Origin of the sequence: Brevibacillus sp. FSL K6-6036 (assembly GCF_037964015.1) — a bacterium.
GTDB classification, from domain to species: Bacteria; Bacillota; Bacilli; order Brevibacillales; family Brevibacillaceae; genus Brevibacillus; species Brevibacillus borstelensis.
The window spans coordinates 528,781-552,453 of sequence record NZ_CP150173.1; the positions used below are offsets into that span (position 1 = coordinate 528,781).

The 23,673-nt window shown below is 50.3% G+C and carries 20 protein-coding genes, 1 pseudogene and 1 riboswitch; of the genes and pseudogenes, 17 read left to right on the forward strand and 4 right to left on the reverse strand.

Annotation, left to right across the window (positions count from 1 at the left end; genetic code table 11):
• Positions 1–55: 55 nt before the first annotated feature.
• Positions 56–1,297, reverse strand: coding sequence for an MFS transporter (locus NST37_RS02875; RefSeq protein WP_172920751.1), 1,242 nt, complete (start codon positions 1,295–1,297; stop codon positions 56–58).
• A 191-nt stretch (positions 1,298–1,488) separates the two neighbouring features.
• Between NST37_RS02875 and NST37_RS02880 the strand changes: the two genes are divergently transcribed.
• The gene (locus tag NST37_RS02880; RefSeq protein ID WP_024984012.1) at positions 1,489–2,490 is read left to right on the forward strand and encodes an LCP family protein; all 1,002 of its coding nucleotides are present in this window, start codon (positions 1,489–1,491) and stop codon (positions 2,488–2,490) included.
• A gap of 62 nt (positions 2,491–2,552) precedes the next feature.
• On the opposite strand, the gene NST37_RS02885 is transcribed toward NST37_RS02880, so the two are convergent.
• Entirely contained in the window at positions 2,553–2,828 is a 276-nt protein-coding gene (locus NST37_RS02885; protein WP_227277989.1) for a hypothetical protein, read from the reverse strand.
• On the opposite strand from NST37_RS02885, the pseudogene NST37_RS02890 reads away from it, so the two are divergent.
• From NST37_RS02890 to NST37_RS02925, 8 genes and pseudogenes are all read left to right on the forward strand, one after another.
• Positions 2,821–4,025 (forward strand): annotated as a pseudogene (locus tag NST37_RS02890) (spore germination protein). The gene NST37_RS02885 and the pseudogene NST37_RS02890 overlap by 8 nt on opposite strands.
• 9 nt (positions 4,026–4,034) lie before the next feature.
• On the forward strand, positions 4,035–5,069 hold the full coding sequence (locus NST37_RS02895) for a GerAB/ArcD/ProY family transporter (protein ID WP_339186225.1): 1,035 nt from the start codon (positions 4,035–4,037) through the stop codon (positions 5,067–5,069).
• Positions 5,070–5,136: 67 nt separating this feature from the next.
• The gene (locus NST37_RS02900; RefSeq protein WP_339186227.1) at positions 5,137–6,288 is read left to right on the forward strand and encodes a Ger(x)C family spore germination protein; all 1,152 of its coding nucleotides are present in this window, start codon (positions 5,137–5,139) and stop codon (positions 6,286–6,288) included.
• 93 nt (positions 6,289–6,381) lie between these two features.
• A riboswitch (SAM riboswitch) is annotated at positions 6,382–6,498 on the forward strand.
• Between the two features lie 85 nt (positions 6,499–6,583).
• On the forward strand, positions 6,584–7,597 hold the full coding sequence (locus NST37_RS02905; RefSeq protein ID WP_339186230.1) for a methionine ABC transporter ATP-binding protein: 1,014 nt from the start codon (positions 6,584–6,586) through the stop codon (positions 7,595–7,597).
• Position 7,598: 1 nt separating this feature from the next.
• Complete coding sequence (locus tag NST37_RS02910) at positions 7,599–8,264, forward strand: methionine ABC transporter permease (protein WP_003389821.1); 666 nt, start codon at positions 7,599–7,601, stop codon at positions 8,262–8,264.
• Positions 8,265–8,310: 46 nt separating this feature from the next.
• A complete protein-coding gene (locus tag NST37_RS02915) occupies positions 8,311–9,150 on the forward strand; it encodes a MetQ/NlpA family ABC transporter substrate-binding protein (RefSeq protein WP_003389820.1) in 840 nt (279 codons plus the stop codon).
• Between the two features lie 271 nt (positions 9,151–9,421).
• Positions 9,422–10,300 (forward strand): pentapeptide repeat-containing protein, encoded by an 879-nt coding sequence (locus tag NST37_RS02920; protein WP_003389819.1) that lies wholly within the window; start codon positions 9,422–9,424, stop codon positions 10,298–10,300.
• A gap of 273 nt (positions 10,301–10,573) precedes the next feature.
• Positions 10,574–12,229 carry a peptide ABC transporter substrate-binding protein gene (locus NST37_RS02925; RefSeq protein ID WP_039070419.1) on the forward strand — a complete coding sequence of 552 codons (1,656 nt, stop codon included), beginning with the start codon at positions 10,574–10,576 and terminating at the stop codon, positions 12,227–12,229.
• Positions 12,230–12,241: 12 nt separating this feature from the next.
• Here NST37_RS02925 and NST37_RS02930 read toward each other — a convergent pair whose 3' ends face one another.
• Positions 12,242–12,388, reverse strand: coding sequence for a hypothetical protein (locus NST37_RS02930; protein ID WP_157211842.1), 147 nt, complete (start codon positions 12,386–12,388; stop codon positions 12,242–12,244).
• 40 nt (positions 12,389–12,428) lie between these two features.
• Positions 12,429–12,956 (reverse strand): DinB family protein, encoded by a 528-nt coding sequence (locus tag NST37_RS02935; protein WP_024984015.1) that lies wholly within the window; start codon positions 12,954–12,956, stop codon positions 12,429–12,431.
• 156 nt (positions 12,957–13,112) lie between these two features.
• On the opposite strand from NST37_RS02935, the gene NST37_RS02940 reads away from it, so the two are divergent.
• The 8 genes from NST37_RS02940 to NST37_RS02975 all read left to right on the forward strand — a co-directional run bounded on the left by NST37_RS02940 (position 13,113) and on the right by NST37_RS02975 (position 22,952).
• Complete coding sequence (locus tag NST37_RS02940) at positions 13,113–14,774, forward strand: peptide ABC transporter substrate-binding protein (protein WP_243014873.1); 1,662 nt, start codon at positions 13,113–13,115, stop codon at positions 14,772–14,774.
• A 163-nt stretch (positions 14,775–14,937) separates the two neighbouring features.
• Complete coding sequence (locus tag NST37_RS02945; protein WP_003389813.1) at positions 14,938–16,569, forward strand: peptide ABC transporter substrate-binding protein; 1,632 nt, start codon at positions 14,938–14,940, stop codon at positions 16,567–16,569.
• A 218-nt stretch (positions 16,570–16,787) separates the two neighbouring features.
• Positions 16,788–17,522 carry an NPCBM/NEW2 domain-containing protein gene (locus NST37_RS02950; RefSeq protein WP_003389812.1) on the forward strand — a complete coding sequence of 245 codons (735 nt, stop codon included), beginning with the start codon at positions 16,788–16,790 and terminating at the stop codon, positions 17,520–17,522.
• 325 nt (positions 17,523–17,847) lie between these two features.
• Positions 17,848–19,494 carry a peptide ABC transporter substrate-binding protein gene (locus NST37_RS02955; RefSeq protein WP_003389811.1) on the forward strand — a complete coding sequence of 549 codons (1,647 nt, stop codon included), beginning with the start codon at positions 17,848–17,850 and terminating at the stop codon, positions 19,492–19,494.
• Between the two features lie 134 nt (positions 19,495–19,628).
• Positions 19,629–19,889, forward strand: coding sequence for a hypothetical protein (locus NST37_RS02960; protein ID WP_003389810.1), 261 nt, complete (start codon positions 19,629–19,631; stop codon positions 19,887–19,889).
• A 24-nt stretch (positions 19,890–19,913) separates the two neighbouring features.
• The gene (locus NST37_RS02965) at positions 19,914–20,399 is read left to right on the forward strand and encodes a hypothetical protein (protein WP_339186232.1); all 486 of its coding nucleotides are present in this window, start codon (positions 19,914–19,916) and stop codon (positions 20,397–20,399) included.
• 164 nt (positions 20,400–20,563) lie between these two features.
• Positions 20,564–21,934 (forward strand): M28 family peptidase, encoded by a 1,371-nt coding sequence (locus NST37_RS02970; protein ID WP_003389808.1) that lies wholly within the window; start codon positions 20,564–20,566, stop codon positions 21,932–21,934.
• 241 nt (positions 21,935–22,175) lie between these two features.
• Positions 22,176–22,952 carry an arylamine N-acetyltransferase gene (locus tag NST37_RS02975; protein ID WP_003389807.1) on the forward strand — a complete coding sequence of 259 codons (777 nt, stop codon included), beginning with the start codon at positions 22,176–22,178 and terminating at the stop codon, positions 22,950–22,952.
• Positions 22,953–23,673: the final 721 nt, after the last annotated feature.

Sequence of the window (23,673 nt, forward strand, 5' to 3'; positions counted from 1 at the left end):
TTAGACATATCGAAACAAATGGAGAGGCAGTTTATGATGCCGCGTTCTTTTGCTTTCATGAATCAGTTTTGCCGGAAGCCTCCACACGTCCCTTTCGCTCCCGATGGAACGATGCATGGATCAGACACAGCACGACTGCAGCCGACGAGACTACTGTCGCCAGCGTAAGCGCAGGAACAATCCCGCCCGCGTCGTACATCTGCCCGAAAAAAAGCGGTCCAAGCAAGCGGCCTCCTGATGTAATGGCCCCTACGGCTCCGAGATAAAACGGGGCCGATTCCCCGGTTTTCTCGCTGATAAAAGTCGGGACAGTAGGAGCGATCAGCATTTCTCCAAAGGTCGTAATAATCATACCGATGATAAAAGCCGCATAATTGTCATGAAAGAACAGCATAAACCCGAATCCCCCGCCGTAAGCGATGGCACTGACGACAAGCTGGGAGGACAGATTTTGCTTTACCAGCCTTTTCAACCAGGAGGTGACGGGCTGTCCGGCAAATATGACGATGCCGTTGATCGTCCACAGCCAGCTGTAGGCAGCCAGCGGCATGCCTGACGAGGTGAGGTGGGGAGCGACGCCCGTGTTCCAAACGGTCGTGGAGAAGAAAATGAAGGCAGAACCAAGCGCCATAAACAGGTATATTTGATAACGCAGAAGCAGCCGCATCGAGCCTTGGCTCCGTTTTTCCGTTTTTTCGCTCATCGTGCCGACCAGTTCATCGTGAGACATGTTCCGCATGAAGAAAAAGAAAAAGCCGGCAAAAAGAAACGTGCTCACACCGTTGAACAAAAACGTAAAGTGAAAGGAAATGGCCGCAATCACGCCAGCCAGCGCGGTACCTACGGCCATGCCGAGGTTGTTGCCCACATACACGATGTTGAACAGTTCACGCCGCTGCTCCTTCCAGCGAAAGCCGATAAACGCCTGGATAGCGGGATTCGACACGTTAAACAAAAAGCCAAGACCGATCATAAATCCGATGTATAGATACCAGTTGCCCAAGAGCAGGATTCCGAGCATACAGCAAGCCTGCAGCAGGAGTGAGCCTACGATCAGCCGCTTGGCTCCGACCCGATGAAACAAGGATCCTCCGGTAAATTGACCGACGATGCCTGCCAGCGATTGCAGCATGAGCACAAAACCGGCCTCCGTCATCGAACGGTGCAGCTGGGTATGGACATATAAGGTCGTCAAGGGCCACATAAAGGCACTGCCGGAAGAGTTGAGAAAGCTGGCGGCAAGAAACAGCCAGGCTTCCCGGGGATAGCGGTGGAGCCATGCCCTTGGTGAGATCATGCTGGGCTTCCCCCTTTGCGGTACGTTTTGGAAGTAGTATAGCTGAATTATTAAATATTGTAAACTAAAAAGTTTATAAAGTAGCTGCCATCAGGCAAATAAAGGCTGCCCCATCTCGACGTGATTCGAGTATACTAGACAAAGTGGGAGTTGACCGCATTCAGACAGAAACAAAGGTGGAGTTATGCTTGATTCGTACATTAAAACGACTGTTGTTTATGCTTCTCCTCGTCGTCATTGTGGCAGGAGGTTATTACGGATACGCATTTTATCAGTTTGCTGAAGACATACAAGCGCCCAACGTCATCGAACATCGGCAGGAGCCGGGGGAGACGACCAAGGCAGCGGAGATGCCTGTATGGGATGGAAAGGACCGGGTCAATATTCTCCTCATGGGGGTAGACCGGCGCGGCATGAAGAACAATGGGCTTCCCCGTTCAGACTCCATGATGCTTGTGAGCGTTGACCCGGTGACCAAAAGATACGATTTGTTTTCCATTTTGCGCGATACGTATGTAGAGATACCCGGTCACGGCAGTTCACGCATCAATGCTGCTATCGTAGAGGGCGGACCGGAATTGGCGATGAAAACGGTCAGCCAACTGACGGGTCTTTCCGTTGACAGATATGTCATTACTGATTTTGAAGGCTTCAGGCACCTGATCGATGCTGTCGGCGGTGTGGAGATCGATGTGGAAAAAAACATGCGCTACCGCGACCCGACAGACAAAGGCATGTATGACATCGATCTGAAAAAAGGACTGCAACGGCTTGATGGAACCAAAGCGCTGCAATACGTTCGTTTCCGCCATGACGCTACTTCCGACTACACCCGGACAGAGCGGCAGCGCAAGCTGATGGCTGCTCTTGCCAGCCAGATGAAAAACGGAACGACCCTGATTCAGCTTCCTTCCATTTTAAAACAGATCACTCCATACGTGCAGACGAACATCAGCTCTATGGATATGTTGAAGCTGGCCGGATTGGGGCTTTCGCTGGACACGCAGCAGCCGGGGCAGTATCAGCTGCCGCCGATGGGAACTTTCCGTGAATCTCATCGGGCCGGCTCGGTATTGATTCCCGACGTGGACAAGGTGCAAGCGTTTATTCAGGAAGCGCTGCAGCCTCCGCTCAAAGAAGAAAAAGAGACGTCTTCCATTCCGCAGCAAACAAGCAGCGACACGCAAAGATAAGCGTGTCGTTTTTTTTTGCCATCAATCGGAGAGATTGGGGAAAACTAGCCGTATCCCATGTGTTAGGAGGGGAAGTGGTGGCTTCCGATGTCATCCGTGACTGGTTTTCCCATACAGCAGACCTGATTGTCGAGCATGTTGACGAACAAGAAGGCCGTGTACGGATTTATTTTCTGTCCAGCATGGCTGACAACAAGGTTGTCTACACAAAGGTTTTGCCGGAGCTGAGGCAGCTCGATCTCCAGAACGCAACGATCAGCGAGGTGGAAAATCGGCTCGGTGTCCCGGCCTCTCAGCGGATAATCCCGGCAGGAGCAGGTCATCAACCAGTTGCTCAAGGGTGCCATTTACATTCATGTAAGCGGAGCTCCCTATGGATTGGCGATACCTGCCAGCGGGGTGGCAACACGCAATTTGCAAAGGCCGGAAATCGAGACCAACGTACTTGGCCCGCAAGTAGCGTTCGTTGAAGATCTTGATATGAATCTGTCGATCATTCGCAAATACCTTGCCTCCCCTCAGCTATTTCACGAGCAGCTATGGGTTGGGAAAAGCGTGCCGCAGGAAGTCGCCATCCTGTACATGGAGGGAACGGCGAATCCGGAGCATGTTCAAACCATCCGTCAACGGATACAAGATTTGGAGGTGGATGGACTTGTTGAAGTCAACATTTTGACTCAGTACATAGCGGACAATGAAATTACCGTTTTTCCCACATTGCTGCAAACGGAGCGGCCGGATCGCGTCTCAAGCGCTTTGCGGAAGGGTCAGGTGGCCATATTGATGCAGGGAAGTCCGTTTGTGCTGCTTGGGCCAACTGCGTTAATCCACTTTTTTGAGTCGCCGGATGACTATTACTTCCGTTGGAGCATTGCCACGTTTAACCGGGTTCTCCGTGTCTCCGCGATGATCGCTTCCCTGCTATTTACACCGCTTTACGTGGCGGCACTCACTTTTCACTACGAAATGATTCCGGCTGATCTCCTTTGTCACTCGCACAGTCCCGGGCCAGAGTCCCATTTCCGCCTCTGTTTGAAGCTTTGATGATGGAGATTATTATTGAACTCTTGAGAGAAGCAGGGGCAAGGCTTCCTACCAAAGTAGGACAGACGATCGGCATCGTTGGCGGTATCGTGATTGGGCAAGCATCCGTGCAGGCGGGCTTTACCAGCAACATCTTGATTATCATTGTTGCGCTCGGAGCCTTGTCATCCTTTATCGCTCCCAGCTACGTGATCGGCTCTACGATCCGCGTGATTCGCTTTCCCATCATTTTGATGGCGGGGCTGCTTGGTCTGATCGGAATCATGATGGCGGTCAGCTTCCTCATCAGCCATCTCTTGCGGCTGACGAGCTTGGGAAGACCGTACCTCTCCCCGCTTTATCCGGTTCGCCTCATCGACTGGAAAAACAGCTTCATCCGGGCTCCCTTTGCGTTCCTTGCCAAACGTCTCGAGTTTTTTCAAAACGGCAAGCCTTATCGCTACAACAAGCAACGAGCACGCCAAATCCATAATTTTGATGAAGATGAGTAGGGAGGAGCCATGAAGATCAATGTTCAGCCCAAACCAACGACGACCATAGCTCCTTACATGACCGGCTTCGTTGTCATGTCGACGCAAATAGGGGTAGGAATATTAGGCTATCAGCGGGTGGTCGCAGCCGAATCCGGCCATGACGCATGGATTTCCGTAGCCATCGCGGGACTGCTGTCGCATCTTACGATTTGGATCATATGCCGGACACTGAGGCACTACCCGTCCGCAGATTTATTCGGGATACATCGGGATGTGTACGGGAAAATCATCGGCAACCTATTCAGCCTTCTGTACATCCTCTACTTCATCGCAATGGCGATGGTCATCCTGCGGGGGTACATAGAAGTCGTACAATCATGGATTTTTCCAGGGATTCCGATCTGGATACTTGGCTCGATATTGTTATTTCTTGCGATGTACACTGTCCTCGGTGGTATTCGGGTGATTACCGGCTACGCGATCATTTCGGTGTTTATCACGATCTGGCTTTTTTTTGATCTCTACTTCACGTTGGAATACGCCCGCTGGCACTATCTTTTGCCGGTTATGGAGGCAGATTTCAAGCAGCTTCTAAAGGGGGCACTGATCATGGCCTTTACCTCCGTCGGGTATGAAGTGTTGTATTCGATTTACCCCTACGTCGGAGATAAAACGCGTTTGCATCGGCATGCCCAGTGGGGAGCGTTCATTACCAATTTCATCTACGTCGTCCTGATGATCATCTCGCTCATATTCTTCAGCGAAGGCCAGCTCATACGAACGATATGGCCAACGCTGCAGATCAAGACCGTCGTGTATTTCCCGTTTCTGGAGCGGTTCGAGTACCTTGCCATCTCCCTGTGGATGCTGATCATCCTGCCCAACGTCATGCTGTATATGTGGTCCGCCTCCAGGGGGTGCAAAAGAATGTTTGGCTGGAACCAGAAGCGGGTTTTGTACATCATCGGCGCGGTCATCTTTATTGCGATGCAATTGTCTCGAGACATGCAGCCAATTACATCATCGATCGCATGTCGTACGTTAGCTTGTACATGGCTGTGATTTACCCTTATGTCCTATTGTTGGGAGTTCTGATCAAACGGCGGTGGAACAGGAGGGAGGATTCATCGTGCCGAGATCCGGAAATAAGCGGCTCCTGAGAGCGGGAGCCGTGCTCCTTCTATGTTCTGTTCTGCTCAGCGGCTGTATCAGGACGCAAATTTTTGATGAGCTTGGAATGATTACGGTGGCGGGATATGACCTGTTAAAGGACGGGAACATACGCGGAACGGTGGTGATGCCCTCCATCAATCCCGAGGCTGAAGAAAAAGTGCAGGTGATGTCCGGCATCAGTCTGACGAGCAAGGGCATTCGCGACAAGGCCAACCTGCAGTCAGACAAAGAAGTGCTGGGCGGGCAGCTTCGGGTCGCGATGTACAGCGAGGAGCTGGCCAGAAAAGGGATAGGCAGCATTGTGGACACTCTGTACCGCGACCCCTCGATTGGAAGCCGGGTTTATTTAAGTGTCATTGAGGGCCAAACCTACGATTTGCTGACGTACAAATTCAAAGAGGAAGGCAATATTGGCATTTACCTCTACCAATTGATCCGGCACAACGTAGAGGATGACAAAATTCCGTCTCCTACTCTCCATGAGTTTTACCGCTCCTACTTCAGCGAGGGAATCGACCCTTACGTCCCTTTTCTTGAGAGGAAAGGGGATGAGGTGAGGATCAAAGGCGTGGCTCTGTTTCACAAGGACAAATATGTCGGCTGGATTCCTCCAAAGGAAGCCTTTCACATCAAGCTAGTTCATGATGCTTATCGAGCGGGAACGTACGAAACGTCGGTAGATCCGGAGAGGATGGGGGTAAAGCCGAAAAAGAAGAACACAACCGGCCCTGACATCCAAATGGTATTTGATACGCTGAGCAGCAAGACCCACGTCGATATTGTCAGTACGAATCCACTGACCTACAAGGTCGATGTGAAAGTACGGACACGCATTCTGGAAATGTCAATACCGTTAAAAATAGAACAACCGGAGGTACTCAGAAAAATGGAGCAGGCCTTGTCTGAAAACATGAAGCAGGATTTGGCCAAGGTCGTCGCCAAAATGCAAAAATGGGAGGTAGACCCCTTTGGGTTCGGGGAATTATACCGGGCAAAATTCCGCGGGGCGCGGAAGCTGTCTCACGATCAGTGGCATGAGATGTACAGGAAGTCCCGCTTCGATTACAACATCGATGTAGAAATTGTCCGCAACGGCGTGTTGGATTAATTGCCCATTGACTTTCTATTTTGGTATAGCATATAATCCGTTTTGTATCATAAAAAGAAATAAAGTTCTTCAAACTAAATATACGTAGAATTCTTCTTATCCAGAGCGGCGGAGGGACAGGCCCTATGAAGCCCGGCAACCGGCTCATCGATTCTGATGGGTGGCGCGGTGCCAATTCCTACAAGATTGTAGAATCTTGACAGATGAGAAGGGTGAATGCGATCGTATAATGCGGTGCAGCCCCTTTTTCGCCTGATGAAAAAGGGGCTGTTGATTGTAATGGGAGGTGAACCGGATGATTCGGTTGCAGAATCTGAAAAAAGACTACATTGTAAAAGGCCATAAAACACCTGCGCTGCGCGGAATTGACCTCTCGATCGAGAAGGGGGAAATTTTCGGCATCATCGGACATTCCGGTGCCGGCAAAAGTACGCTGATTCGCTGCATCAACCTGTTGGAACGTCCGACAGCGGGCAGCGTTATTGTAGACGGGGTCGATCTGACCAAGCTGGATGAAGGCAGGCTCCAGGAACAGCGGCGGCATATCGGAATGATTTTTCAGCACTTCAACCTTCTCTCGTCCGCTACGGTCGGGGAGAACGTTGCGTTTCCGCTCAAGCTGGCCAAGCGGCCCAAGGCGGAGATCGACAAAAAGGTGAAGGAAATGCTGGCGTTGGTAGGGCTGGAACAGCATCGCGACAAGTATCCGTCACAATTGTCGGGCGGACAAAAGCAGCGTGTCGGCATTGCCCGGGCGCTGGCGAGCGACCCCAAGGTGCTGCTGTGCGACGAGGCGACATCCGCTTTGGACCCGCAGACGACCAACTCCATTCTGGCGCTGCTTTTGGACATCAACCGAAAGCTGGGCTTGACGATCGTCCTCATTACCCACGAAATGCATGTCATCCGCTCCATTTGCGATCGGGTCGGTGTCATTGACGGGGGGCACATTGTGGAAATGGGCAATGTTCTGGATGTGTTCTTAAAGCCGCAGCACCCGACGACACAGGAGTTCGTGGAACAAGTAGCAGACTCCAGCGAGCTGCGGGCTGCCGTCGCTCATGAAAAGGCGTCAGGCGACCGAACGATCCTGCGTGTCACGTTCCTCGGAGAACAGACCTACCAGCCGATTCTGTTCCAAACGATGCAGGAAACCGGTACGGTGTTCAGTATCCTGCAAGGAACCATTTCGCGTATGAAAGACACCCCATATGGCCAGCTCGTGATCGAGTTGGGCGGGGATGCGCAGCAGAACAGGAAAGCTGTCGATACGCTTCGTCAGCGCGGCCTGGAAGTGGAGGTGATTTAAAATGGGATTCACGCTTAAAAATATAGACTGGGCGGAAATTTGGAAGGGAACGCAGGATACGTTGACGATGCTTGGCTTTTCCACCTTGTTTACCGTCGTTATCGGGCTGCCGCTGGGCATTTTGCTGTTTCTCACATCCAGAGGCCAGCTTTTGGAGAATCGCGCGTTTTATTCGATCTCATCCTTTGTCGTAAACGTTTTGCGTTCGGTGCCATTCATCATCCTGATGATCCTGCTGATTCCTGTTACCAAAATGCTCGTCGGCACCTCACTCGGGGTAAAGGGCTCGATTCCTCCGTTGGTGATCGGGGCGGCTCCCTTTTTCGCCAGACTGGTGGAGACCTCCCTGCGCGAGGTTGATCGCGGCGTGATTGAAGCGGCGCAATCGATGGGTGCTTCCAACTGGCAAATTATCCGCAGCGTGCTCTTGCCGGAATCCCGTTCGGGGCTGATCGCCGGGATTACGATTACCACGGTGTCGCTCGTGTCCTACACGGCGATGTCCGGGGTCATCGGCGGCGGAGGCTTGGGAGACCTGGCGATCCGCTACGGGTATCAGCGCTTCCAGACAGACGTCATGGTCGTGACGGTATGTATTTTGCTTGTGTTGGTTCAGATCCTGCAGATGGTGGGCGACAGGCTCGTCATCAAGTTCAGCCGGAAGTAGGATCTTGTCCATAGAGAATGTTCAAAATAGAAAGGGGAAATCATCTGTGAAGAAATTGGTCGTATCTGTACTGTCCACTGTACTGGCACTGTCTCTGGCTGCTTGCGGCAGCCAAAATGAATCGGCTCCCGCGCCGTCTGCCGGCGGTTCCCAAGGCGAGCAAAAAGAAGTAACGCTGAAAGTGGGCGCAACGCCGGTCCCGCAGGCTGAGATTTTGAAGTTCGTCGCGCCGAAGCTGAAGGAGCAGGGCGTAATTCTGGAAGTCAAAGAATTTACCGACTACGTTCAACCTAACGTGCAAGTAAATGAAAAGCAGCTGGACGCCAATTTCTTCCAGCACAAGCCGTACCTCGATGATTTCAACAAAGGACAAAACATGAACCTGGTAGAAGTAGTACCTGTTCATATCGAGCCGTTTGGCGCATATTCCAAAAAAGTAAAAAGCGTGGATGAACTCGCTGACGGTGCAACCGTTGCTCTGCCAAACGATGCAACGAACAACGGCCGCGCACTTGCTCTGCTCGAAAAGCAAGGCCTGATCAAGCTGAAAGACGGCGCAGGCATCAGCGGTACTGTAAAAGACATCGTAGAAAACAAGAAAAACCTGCAGTTCAAAGAGGTAGAAGCTGCGATGCTGCCACGCGTCCTGGATGAAGTAGACCTGGCTCTGATCAACACCAACTATGCGCTGGAAGCGAAGCTGGTACCGACCAAAGACGCCCTGTTCATCGAAGACAAGGATTCTCCATATGCAAACTACCTGGTAGCTCGTCCGGACAACAAGGATTCCGAAGCGATCCAGAAGCTGGCGAAAGAGCTGAATACGCCAGAAGTGAAAAAGTTCATCGAAGATACGTATAAAGGAGCAATTGTGCCTGCATTCTAATGCCAGGCTTCAAGCTCTACGATAGGCTTCTTGCTCAAGATATCGAGAGGGTGCCCCACAGTCATTTAGACGTGGGGCACCTTCCTTTTTTAGGAGAAAACAAGCGGAAAATACGGAACGTGAACACCGTACCTGCTCATCCCCCTGGCTCTCCTCCTGTCCGAACCAGGATTGACGGAGAGGATCGTTCAGTACTATCATAACCACAGCCTTGTCTTCAGGCAGGACGATGCAAGCATGGACATACAAAGAAGCGGAAGGAGACAACGCAATGTCCGAGGATCTCGAATATGCAAAAGCGCCCCACGGCAGTAGTCGCCTCAGTCTGCAAGCTGACTGCGAGAACTGCTTCGGCTTGTGCTGTGTCGCGCTGCCCTTCGCTGCTTCGGCAGATTTTGCGATTGACAAACATGCCGGACAGCCCTGTCAAAACCTGCAGGCGGACTTCCGCTGCGGCGTTCACAACAGCCTCAGACAGATGGGCTTTCGAGGCTGCACGGTTTATGACTGCTTTGGCGCGGGACAAAAGGTCTCCCAGGTCACTTACGGAGGACTCGACTGGCGCAAGTCCCCTAAGTCCGCGAAGGAAATGTTTGAAGTGTTTCCGATCATGTGGCAGCTCCATGAGCTGCTCTGGTATTTGTCCGAGGCGCTGACGCTTCGGCCAGCCCGTCCCATCCGGGATGAGCTGAGCCAGGCTCTCGACAAGACAGAGCGCCTCACGAACCTCGATCCAGACTCGATCTTGAAGCTGGACGTGGCAGCACACCGTGCCGATGTCAACAAGCTGCTCTTGCGGACCAGCGAACTTGTGCGAGCCGATTTTTTGCGCTCGCAGAGGGGATCCGCAGGCAAGCGCAAGACGTACAGCCGGGGAGCCGATCTGATCGGAGCCAAACTGAGAGGAGCCGATCTGAGAGCCGCCAATTTGAGAGGAGCCTACCTGATTGCCGCCGATCTCAGAGGAGCTGACCTGAGAGGAGCCGATCTGATCGGGGCTGACTTTCGGGACGCTGACATCAGGGGAGCCGATCTGACGGAAAGCATCTTTCTGACGCAGCCTCAGATCAATGCGGCAAAGGGTGATGCCAGTACAAAGCTGCCGCCGTCCCTTTCCCATCCGATGCACTGGTCCTCACCTGAGGCGTGAAGCGGGAGGGCGACGTTCATTTAAGTGCTGTGGCAAAGGTTCGCAATGCGAAGTATATGAACCCGTTTTATTCCGTGCAAACAAGAATACCGGGAATCTGGCATACAGAATTACCGGTATTTTTTCTTTTTCATATCTATCTTTATATTTTTTTACTAATAGATAAAATATTCGTAAAATTTAATTAAATCTAAACAAAACCCATTCCCAACACGGTATTTTGCAGGTATATTTTGGTTGCGTTGCTATTGATAGACAAGGGGGAATTTTCAGATGAAGAAGCAAATCTCAGTACTGGCACTGGGGTTGTCGCTTGTAGTCGGCGCGGCTCTCGCCGGGTGTTCGGCAGGCGGCGGCCAGTCAGCATCCGGGAACAAGTCGGCCCCGAATGCTTCCCAGGAACCGGCACCGGCGGCCAAATCAGGACCGCAAGTGTTTCGGGCCAATTTGACCAGCGAGCCGTCCACAGCGGACCCGGGCCTGGCCAAGGATGCAACCTCCGGGGCGATCGTTCGCGCCACCTTTGACGGCTTGACCCGCCTGGACAAAGACTCCAAGCCGATGAATTCGATCGCAGAGGATGTAAAAATATCCGATGACAGGCTGACGTATACGTTTACCCTGCGAGATGCGAAATGGAGCAATGGCGACCCTGTCACCGCACACGACTTCGAATTCGCCTGGAAGCGCGTGCTCGACCCTAAGCTGGCAGCGGAGTATGCCTACCAGCTCTACTACATCAAAAATGCGGAAAAGGTGCACGCCAACAAACTTGGCCCTGAGGAATTGGGCGTAAAAGCCTTGGACGACAAAACGCTGCAGGTCACATTGGAGAATCCGACTCCGTACTTCCTGGAGCTGACCGCTTTTTATACCTACTATCCGGTCAATAAAAAGGTCGTGGAAGCCAATCCGAAGTGGGCCATGGAAGCGGCGACGCATGTGGGGAACGGACCGTTCAAAATGACCGCTTGGGAGCACAAGGCCAAAATTGTGCTGGAGAAAAACGAAAACTACTGGGAGAAGGACGTCGTCAAGCTGGATAAAATCGAGTTCTTCATGATCGAAGACGACAATACGGCGCTCTCCATGTTCGAAAACGATGAACTGGATTGGGCGGGTCAGCCGTTCAACGGACTGCCGACGGACGCCATTCCGGCACTGAAGGAATCGGGCCAACTGGTCGTCCATCCGAAAGCGACCATGTACTGGTACAAGATCAACACCACGAAACCTCCGCTTAACAACGTGAAGATCCGCAAAGCCTTGGCGCTCGCAGTGAATCGGCAGGCCATCGTGGACAACGTGACACAGGTTGGTCAGGTCCCGACGATGGGTCTGTTGCCGCAATCGATGATTCTGAAGCCGGATGGCTATTTCAAAGACAATGATGTTGAAACCGCGAAGAAACTGCTGGAAGAAGGCATGAAGGAGCTGGGCGTGACAAAGCTCCCGCCGATCACCCTTTCCTACAACACGTCTGACCGCCATAAAAAAATCGCCGAGGCCGTTCAGGATCAGTGGAAACAGGCGCTGGGCATCGATGTGAAGCTGTTGAACAAGGAATTCAAGGTCTATCTGCAAGACCTGCACGAGCTCAATTACGACATTGGCCGCCTCGGCTGGAATGCCGACTTCAACGATCCGATCAACTACCTGGAGATGTTCCGCGAAAAGGATACCGGAAACAACGATACAGGCTGGGAAAATAGCCGCTACAAGGAGCTGTTGATCCAATCTTCTTCAGCGAAGGACGCCGAGACCCGCAAGCAAATGTTTGCGGAAGCGGAGCAAATCTTTATGGATGAAATGCCGATCATTCCGCTGTTCACTGACGTAGACGTCTGGGTGCAAAAAGAAAAGGTGAAGGGCGTGCAGGTGGACGGTCTCGGATTTGTCGACCTGAAATGGGCGGAGATTAGCGAATAAAGAAAAAGGGCCTTACTGCCAGATCAGCGTCCCGGTCAGAAAACTAAGAATGGCAGTCCAGAACAGGGAAAGCGCGTTCCAGACTGCCATTCTGCCCACCTTCTGCCCACCTTCTGCCCAGCATTCCGCCCACCATTCTGTCTGCCATTCTGCTGCCATTTTGTCCGCCCATCACAGACTTTCCAGATATGATCTCACCCTATTGATGCCTGGCATCCTCCTCGGCTTCCCCGTACCGGCGGCTTTCGTCCTTCGGGATTTGCTCAATCTTCAAGCCGAAAATTTGCGGAGGGTCAATGTGGTTGGCTTGCATATAGGCAGAGAGTTGACCCCGGTGATGAATCTCGTGTTCTGTCATGGCCATGATCATTCTCCATGCACTGACTTCGTAGCCGAGGACATTTTTCACTTTTCCCTTCAGCATCTCTGGCTCCAACTGGCGAAGACCGGCAAGTACAGTAGCATGACACTGCTCCAAATAGTGAATTGCTTCCGCTAACGTTTTGCCTTTCTCAGGCCCATGCCCATCGTACTTCCATTCATTTTGCGTGATTGCATGGAAAAACATGAGCTCGGCTGAGCCCAGATGCCGAATGATATCGCCGATCGAAAACTTGCCCTCGTCGGGACGCCAGTCGATTACCCCTTCAGGCAACTGTCCCAGATACTTCAAAGTTCGCTTCCGCACGCCTTCAAAATGGGAGATCAGTTCTTCTTTCTCCAGCATGTAATTCATCCTCCAAACGGCAGAGTAACATCCTTTGCACTTCCATTTTATATAAAATATTCTAAAAATTCATTAAATAAACGCGATACCGGTCTCGAATTTACTATCGCTTGCGTATCGTTTAAGCAAAAGATAACGATTAGGGGGAAGTCCATCATGAAAAAAAGGATAGGCGCTCTTGTGGCCGGCATGGCCCTCGTTTTGACGACAGTGCTCGCAGGCTGTACTGGCGGAGGGGGACAATCCGCTGACACCGGGCAGCCGCAGCCATCTGCAGGTCAGACCAACCAGAATACACCTGCTCCATCAACTGAACCTAGCGTTTTTCGTGCGAACCTGCACAGCGAACCGTCGACAGCCGATCCGGGGCTGGCAAAGGATACGACATCGGGTACCGTGGTACGGGCGACATTTGACGGGTTGACTCGTCTGGATCAAAATGCCAAGCCGATGAACTCCATGGCCGAAGAGGTGAAAATCTCGGAGGATGGCCTGACGTACACCTTTACGCTGCGCGATGCCCTCTGGAGCAACGGCGATCCAGTCAAGGCAAGCGACTTTGCTTTCGCCTGGAAGCGGGCGCTCGATCCGAAGCTGGCTTCCGAGTACGCCTATCAGCTCTACTACATCAAAAATGCGCAAAAGATAAATGCAGGGCAGGCTTCGCCGGATGAGCTGGGCGCAAAAGCTTTGGACGACAAGACACTGCAGGTCACGCTGGAAAATCCGACTCCTTTTTTTCTGGAGCTGACAGCCTTTTACACCTATTATCCAGTCAATCAAAAGGTGGTGGAGGCAAATCCGGATTGGGCGCTAGAAGCAGCCACGCACGTTGGAAACGGCCCTTTTAAAATGACAGCCTGGGAGCACAAGAGCAAAATGGTGCTCGAAAAGAACGAAAACTACTGGGACAAAGAAGCGGTGAAGCTGGACCGCATCGAATTTGCCATGATCGAGGATGACAACACGGAGCTGGCAATGTTTGAAAAGGGCGAGCTCGACTGGGCAGGGCAGCCTCTCGGCGGACTCCCGACCGATGCGATTCCCTCGTTGAAAGAATCCGGCAAACTGGTGATCCATCCGCAGGCATCGATGTACTGGTACAAACTGAATACGACCAAGCCGCCGCTCAATAACGCCAAAATCCGCAAAGCGCTCGCCTATGCGATCAATCGGCAGGATATCGTGGATAACGTCACCCAGGTAGGACAGGTGCCGACGATGGGAATACTGCCACAGACCATGATCTTGAAGCCGGATGGGTACTTCAAGGACAATGATGTAGAAACGGCCAAAAAGCTGTTGGCAGAAGGACTGCAAGAACTGGGGCTAAGCAAGCTTCCTGTTCTGACACTTTCCTACAATACGACCGATCGTCACAAGAAAATCGCCGAGGCCCTTCAGGATCAATGGAAGAAAGGGCTGGGGATCGAGGTCAGGCTGCAAAACAAGGAGTTTAAGGTCCACCAGCAGGACTTGCACGAGCTCAATTTTGAAATCGGGCGAATTGGCTGGAGCGCCGACTTCAATGACCCGATCAACTACATGGAAATGTATCGCGACAAAGACGGCGGGAACAACGACACCGGGTGGGAGAATGCCAGATACAAACAGCTGATCAGGCAGGCTGCAGCGGAGCTGGACCCGGAGAAGCGGAAGCAAATGTTTGCTGAGGCTGAACAAATTATTATGGATGAGATGCCGGTCATACCGATGTTCACGGATGTGGATGTCTGGGTGCAAAACGACAAGGTAAAAGGCGTCCAGGTTGATCCGCTTGGTTTTATCGACCTGAAATGGGCTGAAATCGTGAAGTGAAATGTCAGAACCGTTCCAAAAATGGGACGGTTTTTATTTTCTTTTACGTAAATAAATGTTTAAATAAAGTAAAATTAAACTTAGTTAAAATCGCTTCAATATTACTAAAAGTACGGTATATTAAATGAGGTGAGTTATAGGTTATAAGGGGGTAACAAATCGTATGAAGAAAAGTGTATTTGCAGCAATGAGTTCTATTCTCGTACTGAGTGCGGCGCTGGCCGGTTGCGGCGGCGGCGACAAGGCAGCTGACAATGCCCAAGGAAATACAACAACGAAAGAAGAGAGCACAGGTCCAAAGGTTCTGCGCTTGAACCTCCACTCTGAGCCGCCTACAGCAGATCCTGCATTGGCTGAAGATTCTACCTCTGGTGCACTGCTGCGCGCTACCTTCGACGGTCTGACCCGTATCGGCGAAGACGGAAAGCCGCATGAATCCGTAGCAGAAAAAATCGACATTTCCGAAGATGGACTTACCTATACATTCCACCTGCGCGACTCCAAGTGGAGCAATGGCGACCCGGTTACCGCGCACGACTTCGAATACGCTTGGAAGCACGCGCTGGAGCCTTCCGTAGCAGCCAACTACGCCTACCAACTGTACTACATCAAAAATGCTCAAGCATTTAACACCAATAAAGCAAAAGCGGAAGATGTCGGCGTAAAAGCGCTCGATGACAAAACGCTGGAAGTGAAGCTGGAGAACCCGACTCCGTTCTTCCTCGAGCTGACCGCTTTCTACACATACTACCCGGTTAACAAGAAAGTAGCCGAGGCAGATCCGAAATGGGCGACCGAAGCGAAGACTCACGTGGGCAACGGTCCGTTCAAAATGGAAACGTGGGAGCACAAGAGCAAGCTGGTTCTCGTGAAAAACGAAAACTACTGGGATAAAGATGCAGTAAAGCTGGACAAGATCGACTTCTCCATGGTTGAGGACGAAAATACCGAGCTGTCCATGTTTGACAACGGCGATCTCGACTGGGCCGGCGCACCGCTGAGCGCGCTTCCGACAGACGCGATCCCTGCGCTGAAAGAATCCGGCAAGATGCAAGTGCATGCCATCGCCGGTACCTATTTGTACAAATTCAATACGGAGCAAGCGCCATTTAACAATGCAAAAATCCGTAAAGCGTTTGCCTATGCGATCGATCGTCAATCCATCGTTGACAACGTGACTCAGGCAAACCAACAACCGGCTATGGGTCTCGTGCCGCCGACAATGGCTGTAGCGTCTGAGCCTTACTTCAAGGACAACGACATCGAAACTGCGAAAAAGCTGCTGGAAGAAGGCATGAAAGAAGAAGGCCTGACCAAGCTGCCGACTATCACGCTCTCTTACAACACCTCCGAAGGTCACAAAAAGATCGCGGAAGCTGTTCAAGACCAGTGGAAAAAAGCGTTTGGCATCGATGTCAAACTGGAAAACAAAGAGTGGAAAGTATACCTGGACGACCTGCACCAAGGAAAGTTCATGATCGGACGTTCCAGTTGGAGCGGAGACTTCAACGACCCGATCAACTTCCTGGAGCTGTTCAAGTTCAAAAACGGCGGAAACAACGATACGAAATGGGAAAATCCGAAGTTCCAAGAGCTGCTGAACCAATCCGCACTGGAGAAGGACGAAGCGAAACGCAAGCAAATCCTTGCAGATGCCGAGAAAATCTTCATGGACGAAATGCCGGCAGCACCGATTTACTACTACACACACTCCTACGTGAAAAACGACAAGGTAAAAGGTGTCGTACTCGACGGTCTCGGCTTTGTCGACTACAAGTGGGCAACAATCGAATAATCGCTCCGACTGGATCTGTCTGGTCTGGGATCAAAAAAGAAGGGCCGAGCGTCCTTCTTTTTTATTGTCCAAAGCGGCAATTTGTCGTTTTAGGAGGATAGTCTCGGGAAAGCATTGAAAAAATGTCGAAAAAATCCATCCTTTGACTCACCGCCAAATACAGCAAGTAGTGTTATGATCTGGGTAGATTTGGCAAGATATAGGGGGAGAAAGTAATCGTGAAGAAAAAGTCGAAATTGGGATTTTTGTCAGGATTTCTGTTGGGGTCCATCTTCTTTTCCAGCCTGACCTATGCAGCTACGCAATCTATTCCGGTCGATTTCAAGCCGATCAAGTTCATGGTAGACGGCAAGCTGCGTGAGACCAACGACGCGTTTTTATATAAGGGAGTACCTTATGCGCCGGTCGCATTTGTAGGTACAGCCGCAGGCAAAAATGTCTCATGGGATGCAAATGCAAGTACGGTGACGATCGGCGGCCCCGCGGCATCAGTCGGAAGCGAGACGAGATTGTCCTCACTGAAGTATTCCATGCCGTATGGACTGATTAACACAAAATCCTATGTCGACAACTGGGATAAGGGCTCTTTTTCAGCAGGGGGAACGGTTTACGATCACGGATTGGGTTATACGAATGTCGATAAGATCGCAAATGACAAGCTGCCCAACACGACCAGACAAGTGTTTAAAATCGAGCTGAATGGAAAATACAAAGCGCTGTCCGGTGTTGTAGCAGCAGATGACAATTCGCCGAATAAAACGGATTTGATCATCTGGAGGATCAAGGGAGACGGAAAAGTTCTTTTCGACAGCGAAAGAATGAAGGCTGGACAGAGCCAGTTAATCAATGTAAATGTAGCGGGCGTCAAAACCTTGGAGTTGGAAATTCGCAAGGTAGCCGGCAATGATAAAAAAGAAATTCACGCCTTTATCGGCAACGCGCTGTTAAAGTAGAGGGTTTACGACAACACAGCAATTGCTGCTAAAAAGCAGACTCTTTTGTTGCGTGCAAATCGCAGCGAAAGCGGTCTGCTTTTTTCTGTATCTTCAGCTTTTTCTCAATAGATTTGCCAATTCATTGGCTGTTTTCACGGAAATATTCCCAGCCGATACCGTTGCTGCTTCGGATCGTTCATTTTTGATCAATAAATATTTTTTTATTAATTTATAAATTTCTTTATAAACAAATAAAATTTTATTAAATCAATCTAAAACTTATTTAAAAAGAATATAAAAGGATGTATATTGATTAAAGATTTAGACAAGGGGGACAAGTGGCATGAAAAAGAATATTTTTGTAGCAATGAGTTCCATTCTCGTGCTTGGCGCTGCACTTGCAGGCTGCGGCGGCGGAAATACCGCTCAACCGGCTGACGGACAAAAGCCAGCAGAAAACCCGCAAGCGGCTGCTCCGGAAAAAACCGGTCCGAAAGTTCTGAAATTGAACCTTCATTCCGAACCGCCTACGGCTGACCCTGGCCTCTCTGAGGATACGACTTCCGCAGCGATCATCCGTGCGACCTTTGACGGTCTGACTCGTGTTGGTGCAGACGGACAACCTCATGAATCAGTGGCAGAAAAGATTGAAATATCTGAGGATGGCTTGACCTATACATTTAAACTTCGCGATTCCAAGTGGAGCAATGGCGATCCATTGACCGCAAAGGATTTTGAATACGCGTGGAAACGAGCGCTCGATCCGAAGACTGCTTCCAACTACGCATACCAGCTCTACTATGTGAAAAACGGGGAAGCGTTCAACAAAGGAAAAGTTGGCGCCGATGAAGTAGGCGTAAAAGCGCTCGACGAAAAAACACTGGAAGTAAAGCTGGAGAACCCGACTCCGTTCTTCCTGGAGTTGACGGCATTCCCGACCTACTTCCCGGTTAACCAGAAAGTAGTCGAAGCGGATGCAAAATGGGCTGGAGAAGCAAAAACCCACGTGGGTAACGGTCCGTACAAAATGGAATCCTGGGAGCACAAGAACAAGCTGGTTCTCGTGAAAAACGAAAACTACTGGGATAAAGACAGCGTAAAACTGGACAAAATCGAGTTTGCGATGGTAGAGGACGAGAATACCGAGTTGTCCATGTTTGACAACGGTGAAATTGACTGGGCAGGTTCTCCGACCAGCGCTCTGCCTACCGATGCGATTCCTGCATTGAAAGAGTCTGGCAAAATGAAAACCCAGCCGATCGCGGGTACGTACTGGTACAAGTTCAACACGGAAAAGCCGCCGTTTAACAACGTAAAAATCCGTAAAGCGTTTGCTTACGCGATCGACCGTCAATCACTGATCGATAACATCCTGCAAACCGGTCAGCTTCCGGCGATGGGCGCTCTGCCAATGTCGATGGCTGTCAACAAAGACGGCTACTTCAAAGACAACGATGTAGAGACAGCGAAAAAGCTGCTCGAAGAAGGTCTGAAAGAGCTCGGCATGAGCAAGCTGCCACCGATCACCCTGTCCTACAATACGTCCGAAGGTCACAAGAAGATTGCAGAGGCAATCCAGGACCAATGGAAAAAGAATCTCGGCGTAGATGTCAAACTGGAAAACAAAGAGTGGAAAGTATATATTGAAGACTTGCATCAAGGAAACTACCAGGTAGGCCGCATGGGCTGGCTGGGTGACTTCAACGATCCGATCAACTTCCTGGAGCTGTACAAGGAAAAAGACGGCGGCAACAACGATACTCGTTGGGAAAATGCGCAGTACAAGGAACTGCTGAACAAATCCGCAACCATCCAAAATCACGAGGAACGTTTGAAGGTTCTCGGCGAAGCTGAAAAAATCCTGATGGACGAAATGCCGATCATGCCGATCTACTTCTATACCCAATCCTGGGTACAAAAGGACAACGTCAAAGGCGTAGTTATTTCCGGTCTCGGCGACGTCGACTGGAAATGGGCAGATGTCGAATAAAAGATTTCCAAATAAAAAGAGGGCACAGGCGTGCTCTCTTCTTTTTTTTGCAATCATGGACAAATGACCAAACCCCCAGCCCTCCGCAAACATAGAGTAAAAAGGAGTACCACCACTTTGGGAGGGAAAAGCGCGTGGATATTGGAAAACTGCTTGGCATTGTCAAATCGATTCCAAAAGATAAGCTCAAGACAGATGCAGGTCTGAAGGAGGTCATCCGTGAACTCGGCAAAAAGTCGGGCAAGAAATTTTCCGACCAGGAGCTGAACAGCTACGTGTCCCAGTTCCGGAAAATGGCCAAAACGGAGAACGTCGGCAGCCTGATGAACAAGCTGGCGCAAAAAGGCGTCAATCCCAACGATCTCGGTGCCTTAAAGAAGAAATTCAAGAAATAACGACGGTGCAAAAGGAAGGGGGAGGTGGGTACGATCGCTGCAAAAACAAAGGCAAAGCAAAAACCAAAGAACAGCTTTTCACAAGCGAAAATGGCAGAAGCGATCCATCGAATCGCTGAAGCTCATACGACAAGCAACGAGCAAGTGATGCGAGAGATGCATCAGGTACGCCAGGAAATCCAGGAAATGAAAGCTACGCTGGACCGTTTGAAAGTGAGGCAGCCCTCACAGAGGCGAAGAGGGGGACTGTTTGGCAGGAGGCGTTCCATTCCCGTTGAACTGGAACCGCCAAAGCCAAAGCCCGCACTGCCTTTGGAGGACCTGCTGCCGCTCTTGCCCCAATTGGGAAATGTTATTCCCCAGTTGAAGAATCCCAAGGTGGCCGAATCGGTGAAGGTGTTGTCCAACCCGGCTGCAATCGCCATGATTCAACAATTTCTGGCAAACGGCGGTTTAAAAGGCAGGACTGTCACACCCGTAAGTCGCAGGGAAAGAAGAATTTGGGGATAGCGAAAGAGACGTTCGAACTAAGAACGTCTCTTTTTTTTGCAAAAAGCGGCTATTTTTATGTCGGATGTTGCGTGAAATTGTCTGACGATTCAGTCTACACATTTTGCGCAATAGCCAAGATAATGGACATAGTTCGTGAATTCATTACCACAAGGAGGAGAATTATGCTGAAACACAAGGTCATTCCGATTGCTTTACTGGCAAGTTTGGCATGCAGTCTCCCTGTTTATGCGGCACCGCATCCGTCTGATGGCGCTTTTGACAACAAAATTGTAAAGCGAATCAAGGTTGACAACATTTATGAGACAATCGACTACCTTTCCAAGCAGCCCCGGGTAGCCGGGACAAAAGCGGAGCATGATGCTGCCAAATACATCGAGAAACAGTTCAAATCTTATGGGTATGATACCGAACTGCAGCCATTTGAGTTTTCCAGCTACAAGGAGCCGGACCGGGTATCCTTGTCTGTCAGCGGCTATGAAGATACCGAATGGGAATTGGGCAACTTTACATACGGAGTGAGCGGACAAGCCTCCGGGGAATTGGTGTATGCAGGCTTGGGCCGCGAGAGCGATCTGGAAGGCGTGGACTTGACCGGGAAAATCGCTCTCATCCAGCGCGGCGAAATCAGCTTCGGTGACAAGGTGTTGAATGCCGCTCGGGCAGGAGCTGAGGCCGTACTCCTGTTTAACAACAGCTCAGGGGTGATCAACGGCACGCTTGGAGGTCCAAACGACGACTTCGTTCCTGTGTTGGCCCTGACCAAGGCACAGGGGGAGGAGCTGCTTGCAAAATTGGAAGCGGGCGAGTCCTTGACCGCTGCTGTCGAGGTAGAGGGAGCAAGGATCGAGGACAGCACCTCCTACAATGTAATCGCCACGAAAAAGCCGGACAAGAAGAAAAGCACGGGTCAGATCATTGTGGTGGGAGCCCATCACGATTCTGTTGAGGGTGCCCCTGGAGCCAATGACGATGCCTCCGGTACGGCGACTACACTGGAGCTCGCCAGAGTGATGGCCAACATGCCGATCGATACGGAACTCCGGTTTGTTACGTTTGGAGCGGAGGAGAATGGGCTGCTCGGGTCTTACGCCTACGTGGAGTCTCTGTCAGAAGAAGAGATCGAAAGCACGGTCGGCATGTTCCAGATGGACATGGTCGGCAGCCGCGATGCAGGCAAGCTGATCATGTACACAGTGGATGGCGAGAAAAACATCGTCACCGACCTGGGTGCAGCGGCCGGATCACGCCTGTCGGAAACCGTTAACTATGGACGGGAAGGCCGCAGCGACCACGTTCCGTTTGCTGAGGTAGGCATCCCGGCAGCGCTCTTCATCCACGCTCCGGTTGAGCCATGGTATCATACGCCAGAGGACAGCATTGACAAGATCAGCAAGGACAAGCTCCAGGAGGTAGCGGAAATCGTGGGAGCAGCCGTTTACCAGATTGCCCGCCCAGATACGCCTGCTCTGGAAAACGCCCGGGTCGCTCCGAAAAAGGTTGAGTATGATTTCGAGGAAAGAGAGCTCGAATAGGTAGATGACTCGTCGCATCAGGCTGCCGGAATCTTTCGGCAGCCTTGTTTCGTCTAATCGATGACTGCTTTTGCCGTTCAGCAGTCGAATTGACGATGGAGAGGATTTGTTCGTCTCTTTCCGAAAAGGGATCTGTTCCCGTTTCGGGAATATGAATAGAAGAAAAACACGTTTTTGGCTTCAAATATTTGCGGGACAACCAGGTCGAAAAAGGAACAACTACTATTTGGAGGAATACACAATGAGTGGGCTAAATGCTTTGTTTCGCAAAAGAATCGGTATTCCGGAGGACGAACAGATTACATTTGAACACTTGGACACCGTTCTCGAAAAAACGGCAAAAAACATCCCCTTTGAAAACTTTTGCATCATTGGAAATAAAACGAGCGAGATTACGAGAGAAAGCCTGGTAAACAAAATGCTCGTAAAAAAAGAAGGCGGCCTTTGTTACGAGCTCAATTCGATTCTGTACTTCTTTTTGCTTGAAAATGGCTTTGATGCAGTCCTGGCCCGCGGAGTTGTTTACAAAAACGAGACGCGAGAGTACCAGACGATTGGAAGAACGCATGTAACCATCCTGGTCGTTCACGAGGAACAGACGTATCTGGTGGATACGGGCTTTGGAGCGAATTTGCCGTTAACACCGGTTCCTTTGACCGGAGAGACTGTAGCCTCCGACAATGGAGAGTTTCGGATCAGACAAGTAGATAGCGAACACGGAGACTACGTTCTTGAGATGAAATTGAAGCATAAGGATGCCGACTGGAGGATCGGATACGCTTTCGATTCCAAGCATCCTGTCACCGACGTATCGGAATGGAATGAGATTCAAAGGATCATCGCCGAGCACGAGGATTCCCCGTTTAACAAATCTCCGTTGATCACAAAGATTACAGATCAAGGAAATATAACCTTAACCAATACCTCATTTACACAATGGCGGGATGGAGTCGTGACGAAGGAGAAGATTGACGATGCGAGATTCAAAGAGCTGTTGAAACAGTATTTTGGACTATAACGAACGAATCACGTATTCGTCCAAAACATCACTCGGGACCACGAAAATACTTAGTTTGCACTCTTTTAAAAGTAGCCATCGGAAAACGCTCTGCTGTTAAAAAACGATGAATACTTTAAAGAGTGTTTTTTTGTGAAAAAAGGACAAAAGTTTGAAGCGCGTAGTTTTTTAGATGAAAAGAGGCGATTGAGATGCATCGTCAAGAATAAACAAGCTGACCGCTAAAAAAGATTTCAAGGGTAAACGAAAAAAGCCCAGCCCTGCACAATGGTGGCGGGGAAAGGCTTTCTTTTTGAGTGACACCAGCCCTGCGTAATGGTGGCGGAGAAAGTGAACACTCATCCGTATTTTAAGCTTAAATCAATTATAATATCCTTGAGGAATAACGTCAAGTTGACATTTCCAAATAGATGAAATGTATCAGTAGGGGGAGAAGAAATGGGATACTATATTTTTTTTTGACGAATCTAACAAGCTCGATCAACCTAATGGTGCTTACTCTTATTACGGGGCATTTGGGACTAATGAAGCGACAATGAATGAGGTTGTTGAGCAGATCGAACGAATAAAAACACAACTTGGAACTACCAGAGAAATGCATTTTGCAGAGTATACAAACGATAAGGACTTTGGAAAATACTTTGAATCGATGAACTGTGTCATAAACTATGATATCCATATAAACATTTTTATTGTAAATTAATGAAGATGCAAAACGTAT